Raw genomic sequence first — 21,433 nt, 5'->3', positions numbered from 1 at the left:
AATCCGCTTGCTCGCAAAAGTGTAAGCCCCGCCACTGCTTCCGCAGGTGGACGGGGCTTTCATGGATCTAAAACCCAATTTTAGCCGGGAGTGGACTGCCGGCGTTCTGTTTCGGATGCTGCGCGGCGTTCAGCCGACGATCCGACTATGGTCTCTGATTGTGCGTAATCGGCAGGTCACGGTTTGTCGGGCTGGCGCTCACGCCTGCCCTGGCTCTTATGCCCGCCGCGGCTCCATCTTTGTGTGGAGCCTCAAGGGACTGTCCGGTGGCGTCATGCTCCGCTCCTGGGTCCGTTGCGACAATGTCGTTCGAAGCGCAAATCGCTAACGCCTGCGGCGTCTCGCAGGCCACCTCTGGGTGACGAGGCCATCGAAAGACGGCCGGCTTCGTTGACGTTTCGAGACTGCGCCCGTGAGTCGCCGGCGTCAACCGTTGAATAGCCGGTTACCGAAAATTGTGATCGCCGGGACGTTACGTCCAGGTAAGTCGATGGCACCGGCGCCTTAGCCGAACTGTCGCCAGCGCATCCATTGTTTCCACAGCGCTTTGTCAGGAGCGTGTTCAGCCTTTGTTCTTTCTGCTTGCTCGCCCGCGCGAAAGACGGTTAAACGCTTCTGTCGAGATTTGTGGCGTCTCTCGACGTGGCGGCGAAAATACCTACATAAAGGATGGCCGGGAAACCCCGCCACTCCAGCAAATTCCAGACCTGAGGCGGCGACCGGCGATGGCCGACCAAAAATACCTTTCCATTCGCGGGGCCCGCGAACACAATCTCAAGAACGTCGATCTCGACCTGCCGCGCGACAGCCTGATCGTCATGACCGGCCTGTCAGGATCCGGCAAGTCGTCGCTCGCCTTCGACACCATCTATGCCGAGGGCCAGCGCCGCTATGTCGAAAGCCTGTCGGCCTATGCCCGCCAGTTCCTGGAGATGATGCAGAAGCCGGACGTCGACCAGATCGACGGCCTGTCGCCCGCCATCTCGATCGAACAGAAGACCACTTCGCGCAACCCGCGTTCGACGGTCGGCACCGTCACCGAAATCTACGACTACATGCGACTGCTGTTCGCGCGTGTCGGCATTCCCTATTCGCCGGCCACCGGCCTGCCGATCGAGAGCCAGACGGTCAGCCAGATGGTCGACCGCGTGCTGGCGCTTGACGAGGGCACCCGCCTCTATCTGCTGGCGCCGATCGTGCGCGGCCGCAAGGGCGAGTACCGCAAGGAACTGCTGGAGCTGCAGAAGAAGGGTTTCCAGCGCGTCAAGGTCGACGGCGTTTTTTACGAGATCGCCGACGTGCCGGCGCTGGACAAAAAGTACAAGCACGACATCGACGTCGTCGTTGACCGCATCGTCGTGCGCGGCGATCTGGCGACGCGGCTGGCGGACTCGATGGAAACCGCGCTGAAGCTCGCCGACGGCTTGGCGGTGGCCGAATTCGCCGACAGGCCGCTCGACGCCAGCCAGACGGGCGAGGACTCGGTCAACAAGTCGAAGAACGAGACGCATGAACGCATCATGTTCTCGGAGAAATTCGCCTGCCCGGTCTCGGGCTTCACCATTCCCGAGATCGAGCCCAGGCTGTTCTCCTTCAACAATCCGTTCGGCGCCTGCCCGACCTGCGATGGCCTCGGCAGCCAGCGCGCCATCGACGCCAACCTCGTCGTGCCGGACGAGAATGTCTCGCTGCGCGATGGCGCCATCAGCCCATGGGCGAAGTCGACCTCGCCCTACTACGCGCAGACGCTGGAAGCGCTCGGCAAGGTCTATGGCTTCAAGCTCGGCGACAAGTTCAAGGATCTGAGCGCGGAGGCGCAACAGGCCGTGCTGCACGGCACGGGCGAGCGCGAGATCACCTTCCAGTATGATGACGGCCTGCGCTCCTATAAGACCACAAAGACCTTCGAGGGCGTCATTCCCAATCTCGACCGACGCTGGAAAGAGACGGAATCGGCGTGGATGCGCGAGGAGATCGAGCGTTTCATGTCGGCGACGCCCTGCCCCGCCTGCAATGGCTATCGGCTGAAGCCGGAAGCACTCGCCGTCAAGATCGCCGGCAGGCACATCGGCGAGGTCACCGAGCTGTCGATCCGCAGGGCCGACCAGTGGTTCACCGACCTGCCGGCGCAGCTCAACGAGAAACAGAACGAGATCGCGGTCAGGGTGCTGAAGGAAATCCGCGAGCGGCTGCGCTTCCTCAACGATGTCGGCCTCGACTATCTGACGCTGTCGCGCAATTCCGGCACGCTGTCGGGCGGCGAGAGCCAGCGCATCCGGCTCGCCTCTCAGATCGGCTCCGGCCTCACCGGCGTGCTCTATGTCCTGGACGAGCCTTCGATCGGCCTGCACCAGCGCGACAATGCGCGCCTGCTCGACACGCTGAAGCACCTGCGCGACATCGGCAACACGGTGATCGTCGTCGAGCATGACGAGGATGCGATCCTGCATGCCGACTATGTCGTCGACATCGGCCCCGCCGCCGGCATCCATGGCGGCGAGATCATCGCGCAGGGCACGCCGCAGCAGATCATGGCCACGCCTGCCTCGATCACCGGCAAGTACTTGTCAGGCGAGCTCGAAGTGGCGACGCCGGAAGTGCGCCGCGAGGCGAAGAAGAACCGGCGCATCAAGGTCGTGGGCGCGCGCGGCAACAACCTGAAGAACGTCACGGCGGAGATCCCGCTCGGCACCTTCACCTGCGTAACCGGCGTGTCCGGCGGCGGCAAGTCGACCTTCCTGATCGAGACGCTGTTCAAGGCGGCCTCGCGCCGCATCATGGGCTCGCGCGAGCATCCGGCCGAGCATGACCGCATCGAGGGGCTGGAGTTCCTCGACAAGGTCATCGACATCGACCAGTCGCCGATCGGCCGCACGCCGCGTTCCAACCCGGCGACCTATACCGGCGCCTTCACGCCGATCCGCGACTGGTTCGCCCGGCTGCCGGAGGCCAAAGCGCGCGGCTACCAGCCCGGCCGCTTCTCCTTCAACGTCAAGGGCGGCCGCTGCGAGGCCTGCCAGGGCGACGGCGTCATCAAGATCGAGATGCACTTCCTGCCCGACGTCTATGTCACCTGCGACGTCTGCCACGGCAAGCGCTACAACCGCGAGACGCTCGACGTGCTGTTCAAGGGCAAGTCGATCGCCGACGTGCTCGACATGACAGTCGAGGAAGGCGTCGACTTCTTTTCGGCGGTGCCCGGCGTGCGCGACAAGCTGGAGACGCTGAAGCAGGTCGGCCTCGGCTACATCCATATCGGCCAGCAGGCGACGACGCTGTCGGGCGGCGAGGCCCAGCGCATCAAGCTCGCCAAGGAGCTGTCGCGCAAGGCGACCGGCAAGACGCTCTACATCCTCGACGAGCCGACCACCGGCCTGCACTTCCACGATGTCGCCAAGCTGCTCGAAGTGCTGCACGAGCTGGTCGACCAGGGCAACACGGTGGTGGTCATCGAGCATAATCTCGAAGTCATCAAGACAGCCGACTGGGTGCTCGACCTCGGCCCCGAAGGCGGCGACGGCGGCGGCGAGCTGGTTGCCTCCGGCACACCGGAAGCGATCGTGCGCGAAAAACGCAGCTACACCGGCCAGTTCCTGAAGGAGCTTCTGGAGCGCCGCCCCGGAGGCAAGCGCGAAGCGGCGGAGTGATGGCAACACACGGCCTCATCACGGTCGAGAGCCGCTTTGACGTGTCCGAAACCATCAGCCGCCTGATGGATGCGGTCATGCGCGCAGGATTGGTTGTGTTTGCCTGCGTGGACCGCGAGGCCGGCGCGCTCAGCATTGGTGAGTTCCTACGGCCAACCGTACTGTTGATCTTCGGCCATCCCAAGGGTGGCACCCCGCTGATGCAGGACCAGCAACTTGCCGGCATCGACTTGCCGGTGAAGGCATTGGCCTGGGAAGATGAGCAAGGCAAGGTCTGGCTGTCTTATAATGATGCGCAGTGGCTGGCCGAACGTCACGGGCTCGGAGAGACTAGCCGCGATGCCATCGCGGCTATCGCCGCAGGCATGGAAAAGGTGATCGCGGCCGCTGCTGGAACCAATCAATCATGAGACTTGCTCGCTCCGAAGATCTTTCCGCCATCGTCGCGCTGACCATTGAAGCCTACGCGCCCTACACCGCCCTGCTGGGCGCCCCGCCGATCCCTGTCACGGAAGACTATGCGCCGTGCATCGAGCGCGGCGAAATCTGGCTGCTGGAGAGCGGCGGCGAACTGGCCGGGCTGATTGTCCTCGAACGGCATCCTGACCACGCCATGATCTTCAGTGTCGCCGTAGCGCCGGCCTTCCAGGGCAAGAAGCTCGGCCTCAGGCTGCTCAATTTCGCCGACGAGCAGGCGCGGTCGTGGCACCTGCCGGAGGTTCGGCTCTACACCAATTCGCGGATGGAGCGGAACATCGCGCTCTATTCGGTCTATGGCTATCGCGAGACGGGTCGCCGGCCCAATCCGTACCGGCCGGGTTGGACCGTGGTCGACATGACCAAGCCCGTCGGCAAAGCCGCCTGATCAATTTGAAACTGGGAGGAAGAAGATGAGCCAAGGAAAGATCCGCTCCGGCATGGGCGGCTGGACCTTCGAGCCATGGGATACCTCCTTCTATCCGGACAAGCTGTCGAAAGCGAAGCAGCTCCATTATGCGAGCCGCCAGGTGCCGAGCATCGAGGTCAACGGCACCTACTATTCCAGCTTCAAGGAACCGACCTTCGTCAAATGGGCCAGCGAAGCGCCTGACGGTTTCGTCTATTCGCTGAAAGGCAACCGCTTCGTCACCAGCCGCCGCGTGCTGGGCGAGGCAGGCGAATCGATGATGCGCTTCCTGGGTTCGGGCGTCGCGGCGCTCGGCGACAAGCTCGGGCCGATCCTGTGGCAGTTCGCGCCGACGAAAAAATTCGATGCGGACGATTTCGAAGCCTTTTTGAAGCTGCTGCCCGAGAAGCAGGACGGCATGCCGCTGCGCCATGCGCTCGAGGTCCGGCATGACAGCTTCGTCGTGCCGGAATTTCCGGCGCTGGCGCGAAAATACAATGCCGCGATCGTCTATGCCGACCATGCCAAATATCCGGCGATCGCCGACGTCACCGGCGATTTCGTCTATGCCCGCCTGCAGACCGGCAGCGACGACAATCCCGACTGCTACACGCCGAAAGGTCTCGACGAGTGGGCGGCGCGGGCAAAAACCTGGGCCGAAGGCAAGCAGCCGGCCGACCTGCCGCGCGCCGACCCCAAGACCGATGCGCCGGTCAAGCCGCGCGATGTCTTCGTCTACTTCATCACCGAGGGCAAGGTGCGCGCGCCCTTCGGCGCCATGGCGCTGATGAAGCGGGTAACCGATTGAGGCGTGTTGAGATTCAGGTTAGGCCGAGCCGAAAATGTTGGTTTCCCAGAACCGGAGCGGAGCGTACTTGAAGTACGTGAGCACCGGAAGCGCAGGAAACCGGCATTTGCAGGCCGGCATCACCTGAATATCAACACACCTTAAAGCGGCGAGCCTTCGCTGCGGTCGGATTTGCCCTCTTGGTGTCGGATACACTTTGCCTTGCTCCGTCGGAACTTGCCGGGCATCTCGACCGTTTTGCCTATCTCGCCAGGGGCCGGTTTTCATAGCGGTTGGGCGCCGCAGGACGCTGGCTAAGGCCACAGTATCGGGAGAACCCGAAGAAAGCGAGGTGATATGGCTGTCATCCTCATCGGGGCATTGCTTACTGTCGCCGGGATTGTGTACATGGCGGGCGCAGTTCTGTGGCGCGGGCAACTTAGCGATCCGGCACCTGCAGCCTCGGATCGCCCGAAGCCATACCTCGCAACGCCTGGCCCGACGCTCGAGCCACGCCGGCGCGGCCTCCGTTTCCTCGGCCTTTCACAGAATTGGCCAGGTCTGCTGATGATGGCGATTGGCCTTATCCTGCTGTTGTCGGCAGCGATCCTATAACGCAGGAATTCCGGCATCTTCACCGCTATCGAAACGTTATCGATACTTCCTTGCCGCATTAAGGCACCTACGCCAGGTTGCAGAAGCCGGCGCCGGCAAGGACGGGTGCATGCTGCTCGACTACAACTCATTGCTGCTGGCCATCGGCTTCTCCGCCGCCTGCCGCAGCCTCACGCTGTTCGGAACCTGGCTGACCGCCCGTTCCGACAAGTTCCTGCTGACATGGGCGATCAGCGTGCTGGTGGTCGTGGCCGAGGTCTTTGTTTATCACGCCTATATCGATGCGCCCGGAACATCCCTCGGCGTCCTGACGCTGGCGCTGCTGCTGCTCGGCTTCTCGGTGATGCTGGGCGCCGCCCACCAGTTCCACACCGGCCGCTCACCACTGTCGCGCATCGCGCTTGCCGCCGGCATCTCCTTCACGCTGGCGTTGCCGCCCATGGCGCTCGGCTATGACGGACTGGGCTTCATGCTCGAGAACTCGCTTGCGGCTCTGCTCCTTTTCGGCACGGCGCGTGAATATTGGAAAGGCCGCGCGGAGGCGCCGGCGCAGCTTGTTGGCGTGGCGCTGCTCAATTCGCTGACCGCGGCCTCCTTCGTGCTGTGCGCCGCCGTGCTCGCATGGGACGGCAAGGTTGTCCTCGGCCATGCGCCGAGCAACTGGGCCGAGGATCTCAGCCTGGTCATCGTCATCGCCTCGATGACCGGCATCGGCGCGCTGTCGCTGGCGCTCAACCAAGGGCGGCTCGCGCGCGCCACCACAAGCGCGAGGCTGAGACCGATGCACTGACCGGGCTGCTCAACCGTCGCGCGTTGTTCGACCGGCACGGCAAGACACCTGTCGGCGCCTTCATGGCGGTGGTGGTGTTCGACCTCGACGGCTTCAAGGCAATCAACGACCGGTTCGGCCACGCCGCCGGCGACGAGGTGCTGAAGGTCTTCGCCGAAGAACTGTCCGGCAATCTGCGGCCGACCGACGTCGCCGCCCGCATGGGCGGCGAGGAATTCGCGCTGGTGCTGAAACGCACCTTGCCCGAGATGGTCGAGGGCACGGCCGAACGGATAAGGATGGCTTTTGCAGCGCGAGCGATCGAGACCGAGACGGGCCGGCTAAATTGCACGGTGAGCGCCGGTTTCGCGTTCGGCAGCAGCGAAGGCTTGAGCTTCGACAAGGTGCTCAGCGCCGCCGACAAGGCGCTTTACGCAGCCAAGCGCGGCGGCCGCAACCGCGTGCTCGACATCCGCCGCTGCGCTTGAAGCTTAATGCATGTCGCCCAAAAGTGCACAGCGGTTTTGGGAGGACGACATGCATCAAAACAAAGACTTAAAGCGCACGCCGTCAGTGTCGCCCCATCACTTCGTTATAGGCGTCGAGATCGACGTAAAAGACCTTGGTTATTTCTCCGAGCAGATCGTCCTCGTCGTAGCCTTGCGACATCAGGATGTTGATCGCCGTCATGATATCCACGCGTTCAGTGAGGCGTCCCTTCTGATAGTCCTCGACAAAACGTTCCATCGCCTTCCCCTGGCAAGTTCTTTGTTGGACGCATCGACCGACAATCACTCTTGGGAAAGCTAGGCAGGTTTGCTTGCGTGGAACTTGCGACCGGGCCCGCCCCCTTCCCCTCATTCGCGACTGATACGGAAAGCGGCCGACTCACCAAGGCCAAGAAAAGACTAGCACGCGGCTCCACACGCGCCAGAGTTAGGAAGGACCGGGTCGGAGAAATATTTGGTTTGCTATCGGTTCACGGGCTCGCCTGAAGTCGAGCCGCCGGTTTAGACTGTAAGGAACTTCCGCACATCCGCCCGATCGAGGTCCTCGGCCGGCCCGGTGTGCACGATCCGGCCGCGGTCCATGATGTTGACCTCGTCGGCAAGCTCACGGCAGAAGTCGAGATACTGCTCGACCAGAAGCACCGCGATCCCAGCCTGGTCGCGCAGATAGCGGATGGCGCGGCCAATGTCCTTGATGATCGAGGGCTGGATGCCTTCGGTCGGCTCGTCGAGCACGAGCAGCTTCGGCCGCATCACCAGCGCGCGGCCGATGGCGAGCTGCTGCTGCTGGCCGCCGGACAGGTCGCCGCCGCGGCGGCCCAGCATCTGCTTCAGCACCGGGAACAGCTCGAAGACATGCGCCGGAATGTTGCGGTCGCCGCGCCTCAGCGGCGCGAAGCCCGATTCCAGGTTTTCGCGCACCGTGAGCAGGGGAAAGATTTCCCTGCCCTGCGGCACGAATGCGATGCCCGACCGGGCGCGGTCATACGCCGCGCTCCGGTCGAGCGCCTTCCCCTCGAAGGCAACGCTTCCGCTCGTCAGCCGGTGATGGCCGACGATCGATCTCATCAAACTGGTCTTGCCGACGCCGTTGCGGCCGAGCACGCAGGTGATCTTGCCCGCGCCGGCCTTCAGCGAAACGCCGCGCAGCGCCTGCGCGGCGCCATAGTGGAGCGTGGCATTGGAGACTTCGAGCATGGTCAGATCCTCCTTCTCCAGCGCTTCAGAAAAGCGAAATCGAACCGGCAGAACGGAACCCGCCAGACCATGCTCACCGCCCCAGATAGACTTCGACGACGCGCTCGTCGGCCGAAACGAAATCGAGAGTGCCTTCCGACAGCACGGAGCCCTCGTGCAGGCAGGTGACCTTGACGCCGAGCTCGCGCACGAAATGCATGTCGTGCTCGACGACGATCACAGAGTGATCGCGGGCGATATCCTTGAGCAGCCGTGCGGTTTCCTCGGTTTCGGCGTCCGTCATTCCGGCGACAGGCTCGTCGACGAGCAGCAGCTTCGGGTCCTGCGCCAAGAGCATGCCGATCTCCAGCCACTGCTTCTGGCCGTGGCTGAGATTGGCGGCAAGCTCGCCGCGCTTGTCGCCGAGACGGATGATGCCGAGGATGTCGTCGATGCGCTGCGTTTCGGCGGTCGAACGGTGATGGAACAGGGCCGGGAAGATCGAGCGCGGCCCTTTCAGCGCCAGCATCAGATTGTCCTCGACGCTGTGGCTCTCGAAGACCGTCGGCTTCTGGAATTTGCGGCCGATGCCCATCATGGCGATCTCAGCCTCGTCGTGCCTGGTCAGGTCGACCTGGCCGTCGAAGAACACCTCGCCCTCGTCCGGCCGCGTCTTGCCGGTGACGATGTCCATCATCGTCGTCTTGCCGGCGCCGTTGGGGCCGATGATCGCGCGCATCTCGCCCTTGTCGAGCACCAGCGACAGATTGTTGATGGCGCGAAAACCGTCGAAGGAAACCGAGACGCCGTCGAGATAGAGGATGGTGTTCGACTTGCTCATGATCGCTCACTCCGCCGGCTGCGGTTCGGGACCGGAGGCGGACCAGGCGCCTGGCGTTCGTGCGGCCGAGCGCACGATCTTGGCTGGAGGTTCTTCCGGATCGGCGCCGGCTTCCGCGGCGAGCGAGGCCGCGCGCAGCGCCTTGGCCCTGCCGTGCCACGAATCCCACATGCCGACGATGCCCTTGGGCAGGAAGAGCGTGACGGCGACGAACAATCCGCCCAGCGCGAACAGCCAGAATTCCGGCAGCACGCCGGTGAACCAGGATTTGCCGGCGTTGACGAGGAGCGCGCCGACGATCGGACCGACAATGGTGCCGCGCCCGCCGACAGCGGTCCAGATCACCACCTCGATCGAGTTGGCCGGGTCGAACTCGCCGGGATTGATGATGCCTACCTGCGGCACGTAGAGCGCCCCGCCAATGCCGGCCATGATCGCCGAGACGGTGAAGGCGAACAGCTTGACGTTCTCCGCCCGCCAGCCGAGGAAGCGCGTGCGGCTCTCGGCGTCGCGCACCGCCATCAGGAGCTTGCCATATTTGGAGCGCACGATCGCCGCGGTGAGAAGAACCGCGAGCGCAAGCGTGACCGCACTCGCTGCAAACAGCGCCGAACGCGTCGCGTTGGCTTGCACGTTGAAGCCGAGAATGTCCTTGAAATCGGTCAGGCCGTTGTTGCCGCCAAAACCCATGTCGTTGCGGAAGAAGGCAAGCAGCAGCGCGTAGGTCATCGCCTGGGTGATGATCGAGAGGTACACACCCGTGACGCGGCTGCGGAAGGCGAACCAGCCGAACACGAAGGCGAGCAGTCCGGGCACCGCCAGCACCATGAGTGCCGCAAACCAGAAATGGTCGAAGCCGTACCAGAACCAGGGCAGCTCCTTGTAGTTCAGGAACACCATGAAATCCGGCAGGATCGGGTTGCCGTAGACGCCGCGCGAGCCGATCTGGCGCATCAGATACATGCCCATCGCATAGCCTCCGAGCGCGAAGAAGGCGCCATGGCCGAGCGAGAGGATGCCGCAATAGCCCCAGACGAGATCGAGCGCCAAGGCGAGCAGCGCATAGCAGAGATACTTGCCGACCAACGCGACGATGTAAGGCGGGATATAGAAGGCACTCGTCGGCGAAACCGCAAGGTTGAGCAGCGGCACGATGACGGCCGCTGCCAGCAGGACCAGGACGGTGATCGCGATGCGACGGTCGGCACCGAAGAAACGCTGCGTGATCATGCTTCCACCGCCCTGCCCTTGAGCGCGAACAGGCCGCGCGGGCGTTTTTGGATGAACAGGATGATCAGCACCAGCACGACGATCTTGCCGAGCACGGCGCCGGCGTAGGGCTCGAGGACCTTGTTGACGATGCCGAGCGAGAAGGCGCCGACCAGCGTGCCCCAGAGATTGCCGACGCCGCCGAAGACGACGACCATGAAGCTGTCGATGATGTAGCCGCGGCCGAGATTGGGCGAGACATTGTCGATCTGGCTGAGCGCCACGCCGGCAATGCCTGCAATGCCGGAGCCGAGCGCGAAGGTCAGCGCGTCAACCCATGGCGTGCGGATGCCCATCGAAGCAGCCATGCGGCGGTTGGCGGTGACGGCGCGCATCTGCAGCCCCCAGGGCGTGCGCTTCATGACGTAGAGCAGCACCGCGAACACGGCGAGCGCGAACACCAGGATCCACAGCCGGTTCCAGGTGATCGCAAGTTGGCCGACATCGAAAGAGCCAGACATCCAGGACGGATTGCCGACCTCCTGGTTGGTCGGCCCGAAGATGGTGCGCACCGCCTGCTGCAGGATCAGCGAAACGCCCCAGGTGGCCAAAAGCGTTTCCAGCGGGCGGCCATAGAGGAAGCGGATGATGCCGCGCTCGATGGCAAGCCCGACCAGCGCCGCAACCAGGAAGGCGAGCGGCAGCGCGATGACCAGCGACCAGTCGAACAGGCCCGGGAATGAGGTACGGATCACCTGCTGGACGACGAAGGTGGTATAGGCGCCGAGCATCACCATCTCGCCATGCGCCATGTTGATGACGCCCATGACGCCGAAGGTGATGGCGAGCCCGATCGCGGCAAGCAGCAGCACCGATCCGAGCGAGATGCCGTACCAGATGTTCTGGCCGGCATCCCACAGCGCCAGCGTCGAATTAATGCGACTGACGGCGGCGCTCGCAGCCTCCTTGACGGTGCCCTGGGCGCCGGCCTCGACCGACGTCAGCAGGGAAAGCGCATCGCGGTCGCCGCGCGCCGCGATGACCGAGACGGCGGCCAGCTTGTCGGCTTCGGGCTTGTCCGAAACCAGAACCGACGCCGCACGCGCCTGTTCGAACAGGACCTTGACGCTGGCATCGGTCTCGGCGGCGATGGCGGCGTCAAGCGGTTCGATGTTCGCCGCGCCGGGCGTCTTGAACATGGTCGCAGCCGCGGCAAGGCGCACGCTCGCATCCTTGGCCCGTAGCGTCAGCGTGCCCAGCGCATCGCGGATGACGCGGCGCAGGCTATTGTTGACCTTGATCTTGGTGAGGTCGGCTTTGGCCGCGTCGGCCGCCTTCTCGCCGCTCAGCGGATCGAGCACTTCGATGCCGTCACCCGCCTCCTTGCCGACGAAGACCTGGGAATCGGCCTTGCGGATGTAGAGATTGCCGTCGGCGAGCGCCGAAAGCGGGCGCTCGACGGCCGGATCGCCGCTCGTGGCCAGTTCGCGCACGACGGCCTCAGTGGCCGAAAAGTTGGTGGCAGTCGCGAATTTGGCGATGATTGCCCGGAGATCGGCTTCGGCCGCGCTCGACGGCAACAGACTTGCCATTGTCAGCAGCAGCAACAGTCCAATCGCGCGCAGCAAGTTCATCGTCTTCGAGCTGTTCTCAAAGGTTTGAAGATTGCCTGGGCGGGCCGGAGGATTGGCCCGCCCAGGCTGCGGTCTCGGATCGTGGGGCCACTCCGCGATCCGACAGACCTGGGAGGATCAGTTGGTGCCCTTGCCGCCGCACTTGCCGGTGGCGACGTTGAAGTTGCCGCAGCTGAGCGGCGCGCGCCAATCGGAGATCAAGTCCTTGGAATCCGGCAGGTAGTCGGACCATTCGTCGCCCATCACTAGGCCCGGCGTCTGCGAGACGGTCTCGAACTGGCCGTCGGCCTGGATTTCGCCGATCAGCACCGGCTTGGTGATGTGGTGGTTCGGCATCATCGTCGAATAGCCGCCGGTCAGGTTCGGCACCGACACGCCGACCATGGCGTCGATCACCTTGTCCGGATCGGTGGTGCCGGCCTTCTCGACGGCCTTCACCCACATGTTGAAGCCGATGTAATGGGCTTCCATCGGGTCGTTGGTGGTGCGCTTGTCGTTCTTGATAAACTTGTGCCAGTCGTCGATGAACTTCTTGTTCTCGGGCGTGTCGACGCTCTCGAAATAGTTCCAGGCGGCGAGATGGCCGACCAGCGGACCGGTGTCGAGGCCGGCCAGTTCTTCCTCGCCGACCGAGAACGCCATGACCGGGATGTCCTCGGCCTTGATGCCCTGGTTGCCGAGTTCCTTGTAGAACGGCACGTTGGCGTCGCCGTTGACCGTCGACACGACCGCCGTCTTCTTGCCGGCCGAACCGAACTTCTTGATCGCCGAAACCTCGGTCTGCCAGTCGGAGAAGCCGAACGGCGTGTAGTTGACCATGATGTCCTCGGCCGGCACGCCCTTGGACTTGAGGTACGCCTCGAGGATCTTGTTGGTGGTGCGCGGATAGACGTAGTCGGTGCCTTCGAGCACCCAGCGCTTCACCGAGCCGCCATCGGCGCTCATCAGATAGTCGACGGCCGGAATGGCCTGCTGGTTCGGCGCGGCACCGGTATAGAAGACGTTGCGCTCGCTCTCCTCGCCCTCGTACTGGACGGGATAGAACAGGATGTTGTCGAGCTCGCTGAACACCGGCAGCACCGACTTGCGCGACACCGAGGTCCAGCAGCCGAACACCGCCGCCACCTTGTCCTTGGAGATCAGCTCGCGCGCCTTTTCGGCGAACAGCGGCCAGTTGGAAGCCGGATCGACGACGACCGCCTCGAGCTTCTTGCCGAGCAGGCCGCCCTTGGCGTTCTGCTCCTCGATCAGCATCAGCATGACGTCCTTCAGCGTCGTCTCCGAAATCGCCATGGTCCCCGACAGCGAATGGAGGATGCCGACCTTGATCGTGTCGTCGGCGGCCTTGGCGGGCACCGACATCGACAGGCCGGCAGCGATCACGCCGGCCGAAAACATTTTTGTTATTGTCGAGAAATTACCCCTCATGTTCCACGCTCCCAAGCTGGTTGTTTTGCATCGCAACATAGCGGTGCAAGCGACGTGCCAAACACGGCAGCGTGGCAGGGTGCGGAGCGATAGATCAGTGTTTACAATCGGTTATCACATAGCCGTCGAACATATCGGGACTCTTCGGGCGCGGACGGATTGAGAAAACTTTGCGCATATCTGCCCAGATTTTGCTCAAATGGTAAAAATGCCCAAACTTTAATCTAAGCTTGGCATACCGCAATTTGCCGGCGGTTGCGAGACGGTGGCAAAATAGGGCAAGGTCGCCGCGCAAACGAGCGACGTCATGGCTTTACGAATCATCCTGAGCTTCCTGCTTCTCGCGTCCGCCGCCGGCGGTGCCCGCGCAGATTTCACAGACGGCAAGCTGCCCGACGGGACCTATCACTGCGAGGTCTATCTGCTCGGCATGTTCATCAATCTCGGCGACATCACCATCAAGGGTGATCTTTACAGCGGTCCAGTGACCTTCGGCGCAGCGCCACAGGCCTACAATTACCAGATGAATCCCAATGGCGAGATCAGTTGGCTCGGTCCTGTCGGCGGCTACACCAGCGGCGGCAATTCGATCTCGACGACGCAGGCGACACTCGACGGCCCGGGCAGCCCGTCCTTCGACATCATCATGAAGCAGCCCGACGGCGCCTTCACGGCGTCGACCTGCACCAAGGGATAGCGGCGGCCCGTCCGCAGCCGCCCCTGACCGATTCCGCCCCCCTGACAAAAAAGGCGCGGAACCCGATCGGGTCCCGCGCCAGCAGGCAGCCGGGAGGTGGAACTAGATGCTTTTCGCCGACATCTGTGCGGCTATGTAGTCGGCCTGGCGGATGGCCAGCGACACTATCGTCAGTGTCGGGTTTTCGGCGCCGCCGGTGGTAAATTGACTGCCGTCGGAGACGAACAGGTTCTTGATGTCGTGCGCCTGGCCGTGCTTGTTGACGACGCCGTCGGCCGGCTTCTCGCTCATCCGGTTGGTGCCGAGATTGTGGGTTGAGGGATAAGGCGGCGTCGGGAAGGTTCGTGTCGCTCCAACAGCCGCGTAGAGCGCCTGGCCTTGCTTGTAGGCGTGATCACGCATTGCCGTGTCGTTGGCATGGTCGTCGAAATGGACGTCGGCGATCGGCATGCCGTGCTCGTCCTTTTCGTCCTTGTGCAGCGTGATGCGGTTCTCCTCGCGCGGCATGTCCTCGCCGACGATCCACAGGCCCGCCATGTGGTCGTAGTGGTCGAGCGCCGTGGTGAAGGAGCGGCCCCAGCCGCCGGGATTGAGGAAGGCCGCCATGAACGGCAGACCGAGCGATAGCGTCTCCATCTCGTAGCCGCCGACGAAGCCGCGCGAAGGATCGTGGCGCGCCTCGTCGCGGATGATGCCGGCCATGGTCGTGCCGCGATACATATGCACCGGCTTGTCGAAGATGGCGTAGACCGAGCCGGTCGTGTGGCGCATATAGTTCTTGCCCACCTGCCCCGACGAATTGGCAAGCCCGTGTGGGAACTTGCTCGATTCGGAGTTGAGCAGCAGGCGCGGGCTTTCGATCGAATTGCCGGCGACCGCGACGATCCGGGCCTTCTGTTCCTGCAGCTTGCCGTCCTTGTCGGCATAGACGACGCCGGTCACCTTGCCCGAGGCATCATGGTTGATCTTGATGACCATCGAATTCGGCCGGACCTCGAGATGGCCGGTCGCTTCACCCTTCGGAATCTCGGTGTAGAGCGTCGACCATTTGGCGGCCCATTTGCAGCCCTGGAAGCAGAAGCCTGTCTGCTGACAGGAGTTGCGGTCGTCGCGCTCAACCGAATTGATGGCCATGTTGCCGGTGTGGCATTCCTTGTAGCCGAGCTTGTCGGCGCCGGCCTTGAGCACCTTGAAGTTGTTGTTGCCGGGCAGGCGCGGCCAGTTGTTGGTGCCGGTCACACCCATCTTGGCTTCGGCCTTGGCGTAATAGGGCTCCATCTCGGCGAGCGTCACGGGCCAGTCGACAAGGTTCGCGCCCTTCACCTTGCCGTAGGTCGAAAGCGTCTTGAACTCGTGCTCCTGGAAGCGCAGCGACGCGCCCGCCCAGTGCGTGGTCGAGCCGCCGACCGACTTGACGATCCAGGCTGGCAGGTTCGGGAAATCCTTCGCCACGCGCCAGTCGCCGGAGGTGGCGCGCTTGTCCTTCCAGGCAAGTTGGGCAAAGGAATCCCACTCGTCATTGACGAAGTCCTCGTATTCGTGGCGGGCGCCCGCTTCGAGGATGACGACGTCGATGCCTTTCTGCGCCAACTCGTTGCCGAGCGTGCCGCCGCCGGCGCCCGAGCCGATGATGACGACCACGCCGTCGTTCTTGAGATCAAATTGTGCTGCCATGGTTTCCTCCCATGAAATCGGTCAAAAGCGGTTCAATCGGTCAAACGCGGTTTGGCACAAAGCGGCTCAGAGCCACTCGATGTCGTTGAAGCCGCGCGCGATGTAACCACCCTTGGAATAGGACTCGCCCTCGTAACCGAAGATCGGCCACACCTCCTTCTGGTTGTAGAGGCTGACCACAAGGCCGCCGCGCACCGCCTGGAAGAACGGCGTCTTCTCGATCTCCTTGAGCAGTGCGACCCGCTGCTCTTCCCAGCCAAGCCCGCGATAACCGCCCTCACCAGCCTTCTTGTCGAGATCGGCGATGCCCTTCTCGATCAGCTCCTTGTGGGCCGGATCCTTGGCTGCCGTCTCGTCATGACCCTTGACGGCAATGGCGTAATATTTGTCCGGCACCTGATCATGCGGATAGATGTCGCGCGCCACCTGGATCAGTGTCGCCATCGTCTCGGGCTTCAGCGCCGAGGTTTCCAGCCCCCAGGCATGTTCGGGGCTGATGACGGCGCTGCCGGAAATGATGAGCAGCGCGCCTGCGCCGCCGCGCTTGAGAAGCTCGCGCCGCGAAAGGCCAAGTTTCCTTTCTTGGGGCTGCTTCCTCTCATAGATCGTGACCATAGTTTCCTCCCTGCTTGCTGTTCGCACTCTGGCGAGTGCCGATGCTGGCGCCGCGTCGGTCCGCGCGGCATTTGTCCCCTATTGGAAGCGCCCTCCTCGCTGCAGGACCTCGATCTTGTAGCCGTCGGGGTCCTCGATGAAGAAGAAGCGGGCGATGAGCGCTCCGTCGCGGTTGAACTCCACGATCTTCTTCGGGTTGAGGCCGAGCGCGCCGAGCCGGTCGTGCTCGCTGTCGAGATCGGCGACGGAGACGGCGAGATGACCATAGCCGTCGCCCAGCGCATAAGGCTCCATGCGTCCCTTGTTGACCGTCAGCTCGACCTCGAATGGAGCATCGGCATTGCTGAGATAGATCAGCGTGAAAGTCTCGAAATCGAGCCGCTGCGCGACATCGAGGCCGAAGGCCTTGCTGTAGAAATCGACGGATCGGGCCTCGTCGAGAACCCGGATCATGGTATGGATCGCCTTCGCCAAATCGGACTCCGCAGCTTTTCGTGGTTTCGAAGCCGATTATGCGCGCCGGCGAAAAAAGGTGGTGGCAGCCGATTACCACGCATGCGGCCGGAAAACGGGTAGTGTCGCGCCAGTTTTAAGGACGAAAGTCCGATTGCCGACACGGTTTGTCAGGCCGAAGATGAAAGCGCAGGCAGTGTTCAAAAGGCGCCAATCACCCAATCGGCGCCCAAGACCAACAAGAACGGGAGGTAACGATGTGCAGGGTCTTTGCCGGACAGGATCCGGAAGGCTACCGGCAGATCAACCGGTCGATCCGGATCGACGGGCATTCGACGAGCATCCAGCTTGAGGCGACGTTCTGGGCGCTGCTCGACGAGATCGCCGAAAGCCAGGGCCTGACGACGCCCAAATTCATCTCGACGCTCTATGACGAGGCGATCGAGATCAACGGCCAGATTCCGAACTTCGCTTCGATGCTGCGCACGACCTGCGCGCTCTATCTGCGCGGTCACCGGCCGACCGCGACAGAGCAAGCTGCGCTGAAACAGGTAGCTGCCTAGCTCTCCACGGCCACTTCGAGCGCCAGGCGCGTCATGTCGGCGAACAACGCCTGGCGTTCGGAATAGTCGGTCTGCTCGTCCGTGGCGACGTGGTCGACCACGGTAAGCAGCGACAACGCGCGCGCGCCGAACCGCGCCGAGATGCGGTAGAGCGCGCTGGTTTCCATATCGACCGCCAGCGCGCCGAGCGCCCTGGGCTCGTCGAACCGGGCGCGGCCGTCGGGATGATGGAAGACGTCGCTGCAGACCGTCAGCCCGGCGCTGCAGGCTATGCCGAGATCGGCGGCCCGCTGCAGCGCCAGCGCATGAAGCGCCTCATCGGGCCCCGCCGGCTGGTACAGTCCGAACACCTGCCCGCTGATCGCCCCCTCGGCGCGTACGGCGCTGGAAACGACCAGGCCCCGCAGCGGAACGTTCTCGGACAGCGCGCCGCATGTTCCTGTGCGGATCAGCGTCTTGACGCCATGATAATCAAGCAGCTCGTAGGCATAGATCAGAAAGGACGAGACCCCGATGCCGGTCGCCTGGATGCTGACCGGCTTGCCGCGGAACAGGCCGGTGAAGCCAAGCGCGCCCCGGCGGCGATTGACGCAGCGTGGCGCCTCGAGAAAAGTTTCCGCCATCCATTGAGCGCGCTCGGGGTCGCCCGGCAGCAGCACCGTTTCGGCGTAATCTCCCCTGCCCGCCTCGATGTGCGGCGTCACGCGCTATCACCCCCATGATAGGACCCATCCTATCTCCATCATGGCAGGGTCGCAGCAATGTGCAAGCGCTAGCTGTTTTAGGATTCCAGCACGTCCTTGACGATCGTCGCCAGTTGCTTGAGCGAGAAGGGCTTGGGCAGGAAGCCGAAATGCGCGTCGGCCGGCAGGTTTCTGGCGAAGGCGTCCTCGGCATAGCCGGAAACGAAGACGAACTTGATGTCCGGCTGCCGCTTGCGCAGCTCGCCAAGCAGCGTCGGGCCGTCCATTTCCGGCATCACCACATCGGACACGACGATGTCGACCTTGCCGCCGAGGGCCTCGAAGACCTCCAGCGCCTCGACGCCGGAAGACGCCTCGTGCACTGTGTAACCGCGTGAGGTCAACGCCCGCACGCCACCCATGCGAACGGCATCCTCGTCCTCGACCAGAAGCACGGTCGCAGAACCGGAGAGATCCTTGGCGGTATCGGCCGACTTGGCCGACGTGGCGGCGGCCGCCGCGGCGTCGACCGGCTCGCTCGCCTTCTTCACCTCGGCGACGTGGCGCGGCAGGAAGATACGGAACACCGTCCCCTTGCCGACCTCGGAATCGCAGTAGATGAAGCCGCCGGTCTGCTTGATGATGCCGTAGACCATCGAGAGACCGAGGCCTGTGCCCTTGCCGACCTCCTTGGTGGTGAAGAAGGGTTCGAAGATCTTCTTCAGCACGTCCGGCGCGATGCCGCTGCCGGTGTCCTCGACCTCGACGAGAACGTAGTCGGCCGGCGCAAGCTCGCGATAGGCGAAGGATTTGCACTCTTCGGCCATGACGTTGCGGGTGTGCACGGTAAGGTCGCCGCCGGCCGGCATCGCGTCGCGTGCGTTGACGGCGAGATTGACCACCACCTGCTCGAACTGGCCGATGTCGACCTTGACGGGCCACAGATCGCGGCCGTGGTCGATCTTCAGCCTGATGTCGTTGCCGACCAGGCGGGCAAGCAGCATCCGAAGATCGGCAAGCACATCGGTCAGGTTGAGCACTTCCGGCCGCAAGGTCTGCTTGCGCGAGAAGGCGAGCAATTGCCTGACAAGCGACGCCGCGCGGTTGGCGTTCTGCTTGATGTTCATGATGTCGGGGAAGGACGGGTCCGACGGCCGGTGATTGGTGAGCAGAAGGTCCGACGCCATGATGATGGCGGTAAGCACGTTGTTGAAGTCGTGCGCGATGCCGCCGGCAAGCTGGCCGACCGCCTGCATCTTCTGGCTCTGCGCCATCTGGCCCTCGAGCGCCTTCTGCTCGGTGGTCTCGACGGCGTAGACTATGGCCGATTCCTCTGCTCCCTCGCCGGCGCCGTCAGCGACCGCATTGACGTAGAAGCGGATGTGGCGCTCCTCATGGCCGGGCAGCAGCGAGTCGATCGGCTCGATATTGGCCTGCCGCTGCCGCGCCTTCTCGAAGGCGGCGGCAAAGGCCGGCCGGTCGCGCTCATGCACCACGGTCTCGAAGCGCACGCGCCGGTCGACTGCGTCGCGGTCGACGACGGACGAAAACAGCGACAGGAACGGCGCGTTGGTGCGCAGGATGCGCCCGCCGGGATCGACGCCGGCAATCGCCATCGGCGTCGAGTTGAAGAAGCGGGTGAAGCGGACCTCCGAGGCGCGGAGGTCCGCGGAAGCATCCTCGCCCTGGGTGCGGTTGAGCACGATGGTGCGGGTCGGCCCGTTCACCCCTTCGCGGCTTGCCGAAACGCGGTGCATGAAGCGGACCGGAAGCGCCTGGCCGCTCATTGTCGTGAGATCGAGGTCGATGACGGCATTGCGCGTGGTGCCGGGATCCGCCTTGACCGAGCGGACGAGCGCCATGCCGTCGCCGGCGACGATCTCCGGCAGCGTGACCGCGCCCGGAGTGAAGCTGGCAAGGTCGATGCCCAGCCATTCGGCAAGTGTGGCGTTGATATAGGTGACGCGGCCTTCCTGGTCGGCCGAGAAGAAGCCGGCCGGCGCGTGGTCGAGATGGTCTATCGCCTTTTGCAGGTCGAGGAAGAACCGCTCCTGCTCCGCCCGCTCCTGCGAGATGTCGGCGATCTGCCAGGCAAGCATCGGCAGCCGCTGACCCGGCACGTTGAAGGCGCGGGCCCGGGCGCGGTACCAGCGCGCGCCGGGCTCGGCCCCGGGCTTGATCGACTGCGCCAGGCGGAATTCACCGTCGCCGGCCTGGCCGTCGCGCAGTCCGGACGCCAGCCGGTAGATGGTCATCGAGGCCTCGGGAACATCCGAAAGCAGCCCTTCGACCGTCTTGAGGTCCGCCGCCGAAGCGGCGCCCGTCATGTCGGCGTAGGCCCGGTTGGCGTAGATAACGCGACCCTTGGTGTCGGTGACCAGGAGACCTTGCGACATCGAATCGACGAAGGCTTTGGACAGCTCGTCGCCGGTCGAACGCGGGGCGATCTGCACGAAGCCGATAGCCGTCGCGAACAGAAAGCCGACGCCGATCATGGCGAGCACGCCCAGCATGCCGAGCAGGAACGGATCGCCGAGGCGCTCGCGGAACAACCCGAAGACGACCGCTGCGCCGGTCAAGACGACGATGAAGACGATGAGCCTGGCGACGGCGCCCGGACGCGTGTTTTGGTCGACGATCGGTACCGGATAGAAATCGCCGCGCGTTTCCTTGGCCATGTGCCCCCTGCTCGTGATTCCGATGCCCCGACACCCGCGAACGGCCGGTTGAATCACATTCTCCTGTAGCGGAAAAGGCCCCGGCGGCAAATGTCCGATAAAATCAACGATTCATGTTTCAAACTGTTCACGATGGGTGATGCCGCCTTGCGGCGGCTAGTCCCTAAGGTCTAGTGTCGCCTCACCTCAAGAAGGCGATTGGGTGCACCGATGCTGCAGTGGCTGGATAGCGTGGCGGGTCCGGGTTATGTCGCAGCAATCCTGTGGACGTTTGCAGCCCTTATCCTGCTGGTCGTCGTCCTCCTCGTCATCAAGGTGGTCCGCAACCTGACTTTCGGCACCTTCGTTGCCGGCGGCAGGAACCGCAAGACGCGGCTCGCCGTCATGGACGCCACCGCTGTCGACAGCCACCGCCGGCTGGTGCTGGTGCGGCGCGACGATATCGAACACCTGATCCTCATCGGCGGCCCGACGGATGTCGTCGTCGAACGCGACATAAGGCTGGCAGCACCCCGCCGCCCGGCGCTGACCGGCGACAGCGGCCAGCAGCAGGCCGCCGCGCCGCGCCC

17 protein-coding genes and 2 pseudogenes are annotated in these 21,433 nt (G+C 63.6%); 8 read left to right on the top strand and 11 right to left on the bottom strand.

What is annotated here, in order from left to right; all coding sequences use genetic code 11:
- The first annotated feature begins 725 nt into the window (after positions 1-725).
- The 5 genes and pseudogenes from uvrA (at position 726) to AU465_RS13595 (ending at position 7,192) form a co-directional block, all read left to right on the top strand.
- Positions 726-3,647: an excinuclease ABC subunit UvrA gene (gene uvrA / locus AU465_RS13615; RefSeq protein WP_192247981.1), complete on the top strand. Its 2,922-nt coding sequence runs from the start codon at positions 726-728 to the stop codon at positions 3,645-3,647.
- Positions 3,647-4,057, top strand: coding sequence for a DUF302 domain-containing protein (locus AU465_RS13610; protein ID WP_192247978.1), 411 nt, complete (start codon positions 3,647-3,649; stop codon positions 4,055-4,057). The genes uvrA and AU465_RS13610 overlap by 1 nt, the downstream gene beginning before the upstream one ends.
- Positions 4,054-4,512 carry a GNAT family N-acetyltransferase gene (locus AU465_RS13605; RefSeq protein ID WP_192247974.1) on the top strand — a complete coding sequence of 153 codons (459 nt, stop codon included), beginning with the start codon at positions 4,054-4,056 and terminating at the stop codon, positions 4,510-4,512. Before AU465_RS13610 ends, AU465_RS13605 begins: the two co-directional genes overlap by 4 nt.
- A gap of 25 nt (positions 4,513-4,537) precedes the next feature.
- The gene (locus AU465_RS13600; protein WP_192247971.1) at positions 4,538-5,341 is read left to right on the top strand and encodes a DUF72 domain-containing protein; all 804 of its coding nucleotides are present in this window, start codon (positions 4,538-4,540) and stop codon (positions 5,339-5,341) included.
- Positions 5,342-6,044: 703 nt separating this feature from the next.
- A pseudogene (locus AU465_RS13595) lies at positions 6,045-7,192 on the top strand (GGDEF domain-containing protein).
- A gap of 82 nt (positions 7,193-7,274) precedes the next feature.
- On the opposite strand, the gene AU465_RS13590 reads toward AU465_RS13595, so the two are convergent.
- From AU465_RS13590 to urtA, 6 genes are all read right to left on the bottom strand, one after another.
- Positions 7,275-7,451: a hypothetical protein gene (locus AU465_RS13590; RefSeq protein ID WP_192247968.1), complete on the bottom strand. Its 177-nt coding sequence runs from the start codon at positions 7,449-7,451 to the stop codon at positions 7,275-7,277.
- A 263-nt stretch (positions 7,452-7,714) separates the two neighbouring features.
- Positions 7,715-8,410: an urea ABC transporter ATP-binding subunit UrtE gene (gene urtE, locus AU465_RS13585; RefSeq protein WP_192247965.1), complete on the bottom strand. Its 696-nt coding sequence runs from the start codon at positions 8,408-8,410 to the stop codon at positions 7,715-7,717.
- 73 nt (positions 8,411-8,483) lie between these two features.
- Positions 8,484-9,230, bottom strand: a complete 747-nt coding sequence (gene urtD / locus AU465_RS13580) for an urea ABC transporter ATP-binding protein UrtD (RefSeq protein WP_192247962.1) — start codon at positions 9,228-9,230, stop codon at positions 8,484-8,486.
- Positions 9,231-9,236: 6 nt separating this feature from the next.
- Complete coding sequence (gene urtC, locus AU465_RS13575; protein WP_192247960.1) at positions 9,237-10,460, bottom strand: urea ABC transporter permease subunit UrtC; 1,224 nt, start codon at positions 10,458-10,460, stop codon at positions 9,237-9,239.
- Complete coding sequence (gene urtB, locus AU465_RS13570; protein ID WP_192247957.1) at positions 10,457-12,073, bottom strand: urea ABC transporter permease subunit UrtB; 1,617 nt, start codon at positions 12,071-12,073, stop codon at positions 10,457-10,459. The genes urtC and urtB overlap by 4 nt, the downstream gene beginning before the upstream one ends.
- A 117-nt stretch (positions 12,074-12,190) precedes the next feature.
- Positions 12,191-13,471 (bottom strand): urea ABC transporter substrate-binding protein, encoded by a 1,281-nt coding sequence (gene urtA, locus AU465_RS13565; protein WP_246506083.1) that lies wholly within the window; start codon positions 13,469-13,471, stop codon positions 12,191-12,193.
- Between the two features lie 337 nt (positions 13,472-13,808).
- On the opposite strand from urtA, the gene AU465_RS13560 reads away from it, so the two are divergent.
- Positions 13,809-14,198, top strand: a complete 390-nt coding sequence (locus tag AU465_RS13560; protein ID WP_192247951.1) for a hypothetical protein — start codon at positions 13,809-13,811, stop codon at positions 14,196-14,198.
- 102 nt (positions 14,199-14,300) lie between these two features.
- Here the strand turns inward: AU465_RS13560 and AU465_RS13555 are convergent, their stop codons facing one another.
- The 3 genes from AU465_RS13555 to AU465_RS13545 all read right to left on the bottom strand — a co-directional run bounded on the left by AU465_RS13555 (position 14,301) and on the right by AU465_RS13545 (position 16,961).
- Positions 14,301-15,872, bottom strand: coding sequence for a GMC family oxidoreductase (locus tag AU465_RS13555; protein ID WP_192247948.1), 1,572 nt, complete (start codon positions 15,870-15,872; stop codon positions 14,301-14,303).
- Between the two features lie 66 nt (positions 15,873-15,938).
- Positions 15,939-16,487, bottom strand: a complete 549-nt coding sequence (locus AU465_RS13550) for a gluconate 2-dehydrogenase subunit 3 family protein (protein WP_192247945.1) — start codon at positions 16,485-16,487, stop codon at positions 15,939-15,941.
- Between the two features lie 78 nt (positions 16,488-16,565).
- The gene (locus AU465_RS13545; RefSeq protein ID WP_192247942.1) at positions 16,566-16,961 is read right to left on the bottom strand and encodes a VOC family protein; all 396 of its coding nucleotides are present in this window, start codon (positions 16,959-16,961) and stop codon (positions 16,566-16,568) included.
- A 236-nt stretch (positions 16,962-17,197) separates the two neighbouring features.
- Here AU465_RS13545 and AU465_RS13540 point away from each other — a divergent pair, with 236 nt between their 5' ends.
- Positions 17,198-17,503: a ribbon-helix-helix domain-containing protein gene (locus AU465_RS13540; protein ID WP_192247939.1), complete on the top strand. Its 306-nt coding sequence runs from the start codon at positions 17,198-17,200 to the stop codon at positions 17,501-17,503.
- Here the strand turns inward: AU465_RS13540 and AU465_RS13535 are convergent.
- Both AU465_RS13535 and cckA read right to left on the bottom strand, forming a co-directional pair.
- Positions 17,500-18,207, bottom strand: a complete 708-nt coding sequence (locus AU465_RS13535; RefSeq protein ID WP_192247936.1) for a purine-nucleoside phosphorylase — start codon at positions 18,205-18,207, stop codon at positions 17,500-17,502. The two genes, AU465_RS13540 and AU465_RS13535, sit on opposite strands and share 4 nt — an antisense overlap.
- A gap of 77 nt (positions 18,208-18,284) precedes the next feature.
- Positions 18,285-20,864 (bottom strand): cell cycle histidine kinase CckA, encoded by a 2,580-nt coding sequence (cckA, locus tag AU465_RS13530; protein ID WP_192247933.1) that lies wholly within the window; start codon positions 20,862-20,864, stop codon positions 18,285-18,287.
- A gap of 210 nt (positions 20,865-21,074) precedes the next feature.
- Here cckA and AU465_RS13525 point away from each other — a divergent pair.
- Positions 21,075-21,433, top strand: a pseudogene (locus tag AU465_RS13525) (flagellar biosynthetic protein FliO); the annotation flags it as partial.

Source organism: Mesorhizobium silamurunense, from assembly GCF_014843905.1.
In the GTDB taxonomy this organism is placed as follows: Bacteria; Pseudomonadota; Alphaproteobacteria; order Rhizobiales; family Rhizobiaceae; genus Mesorhizobium; species Mesorhizobium silamurunense.
The sequence above is the reverse complement of the archived record's forward strand: the minus strand, read 5'-3'. Positions and strand labels throughout refer to the sequence as shown.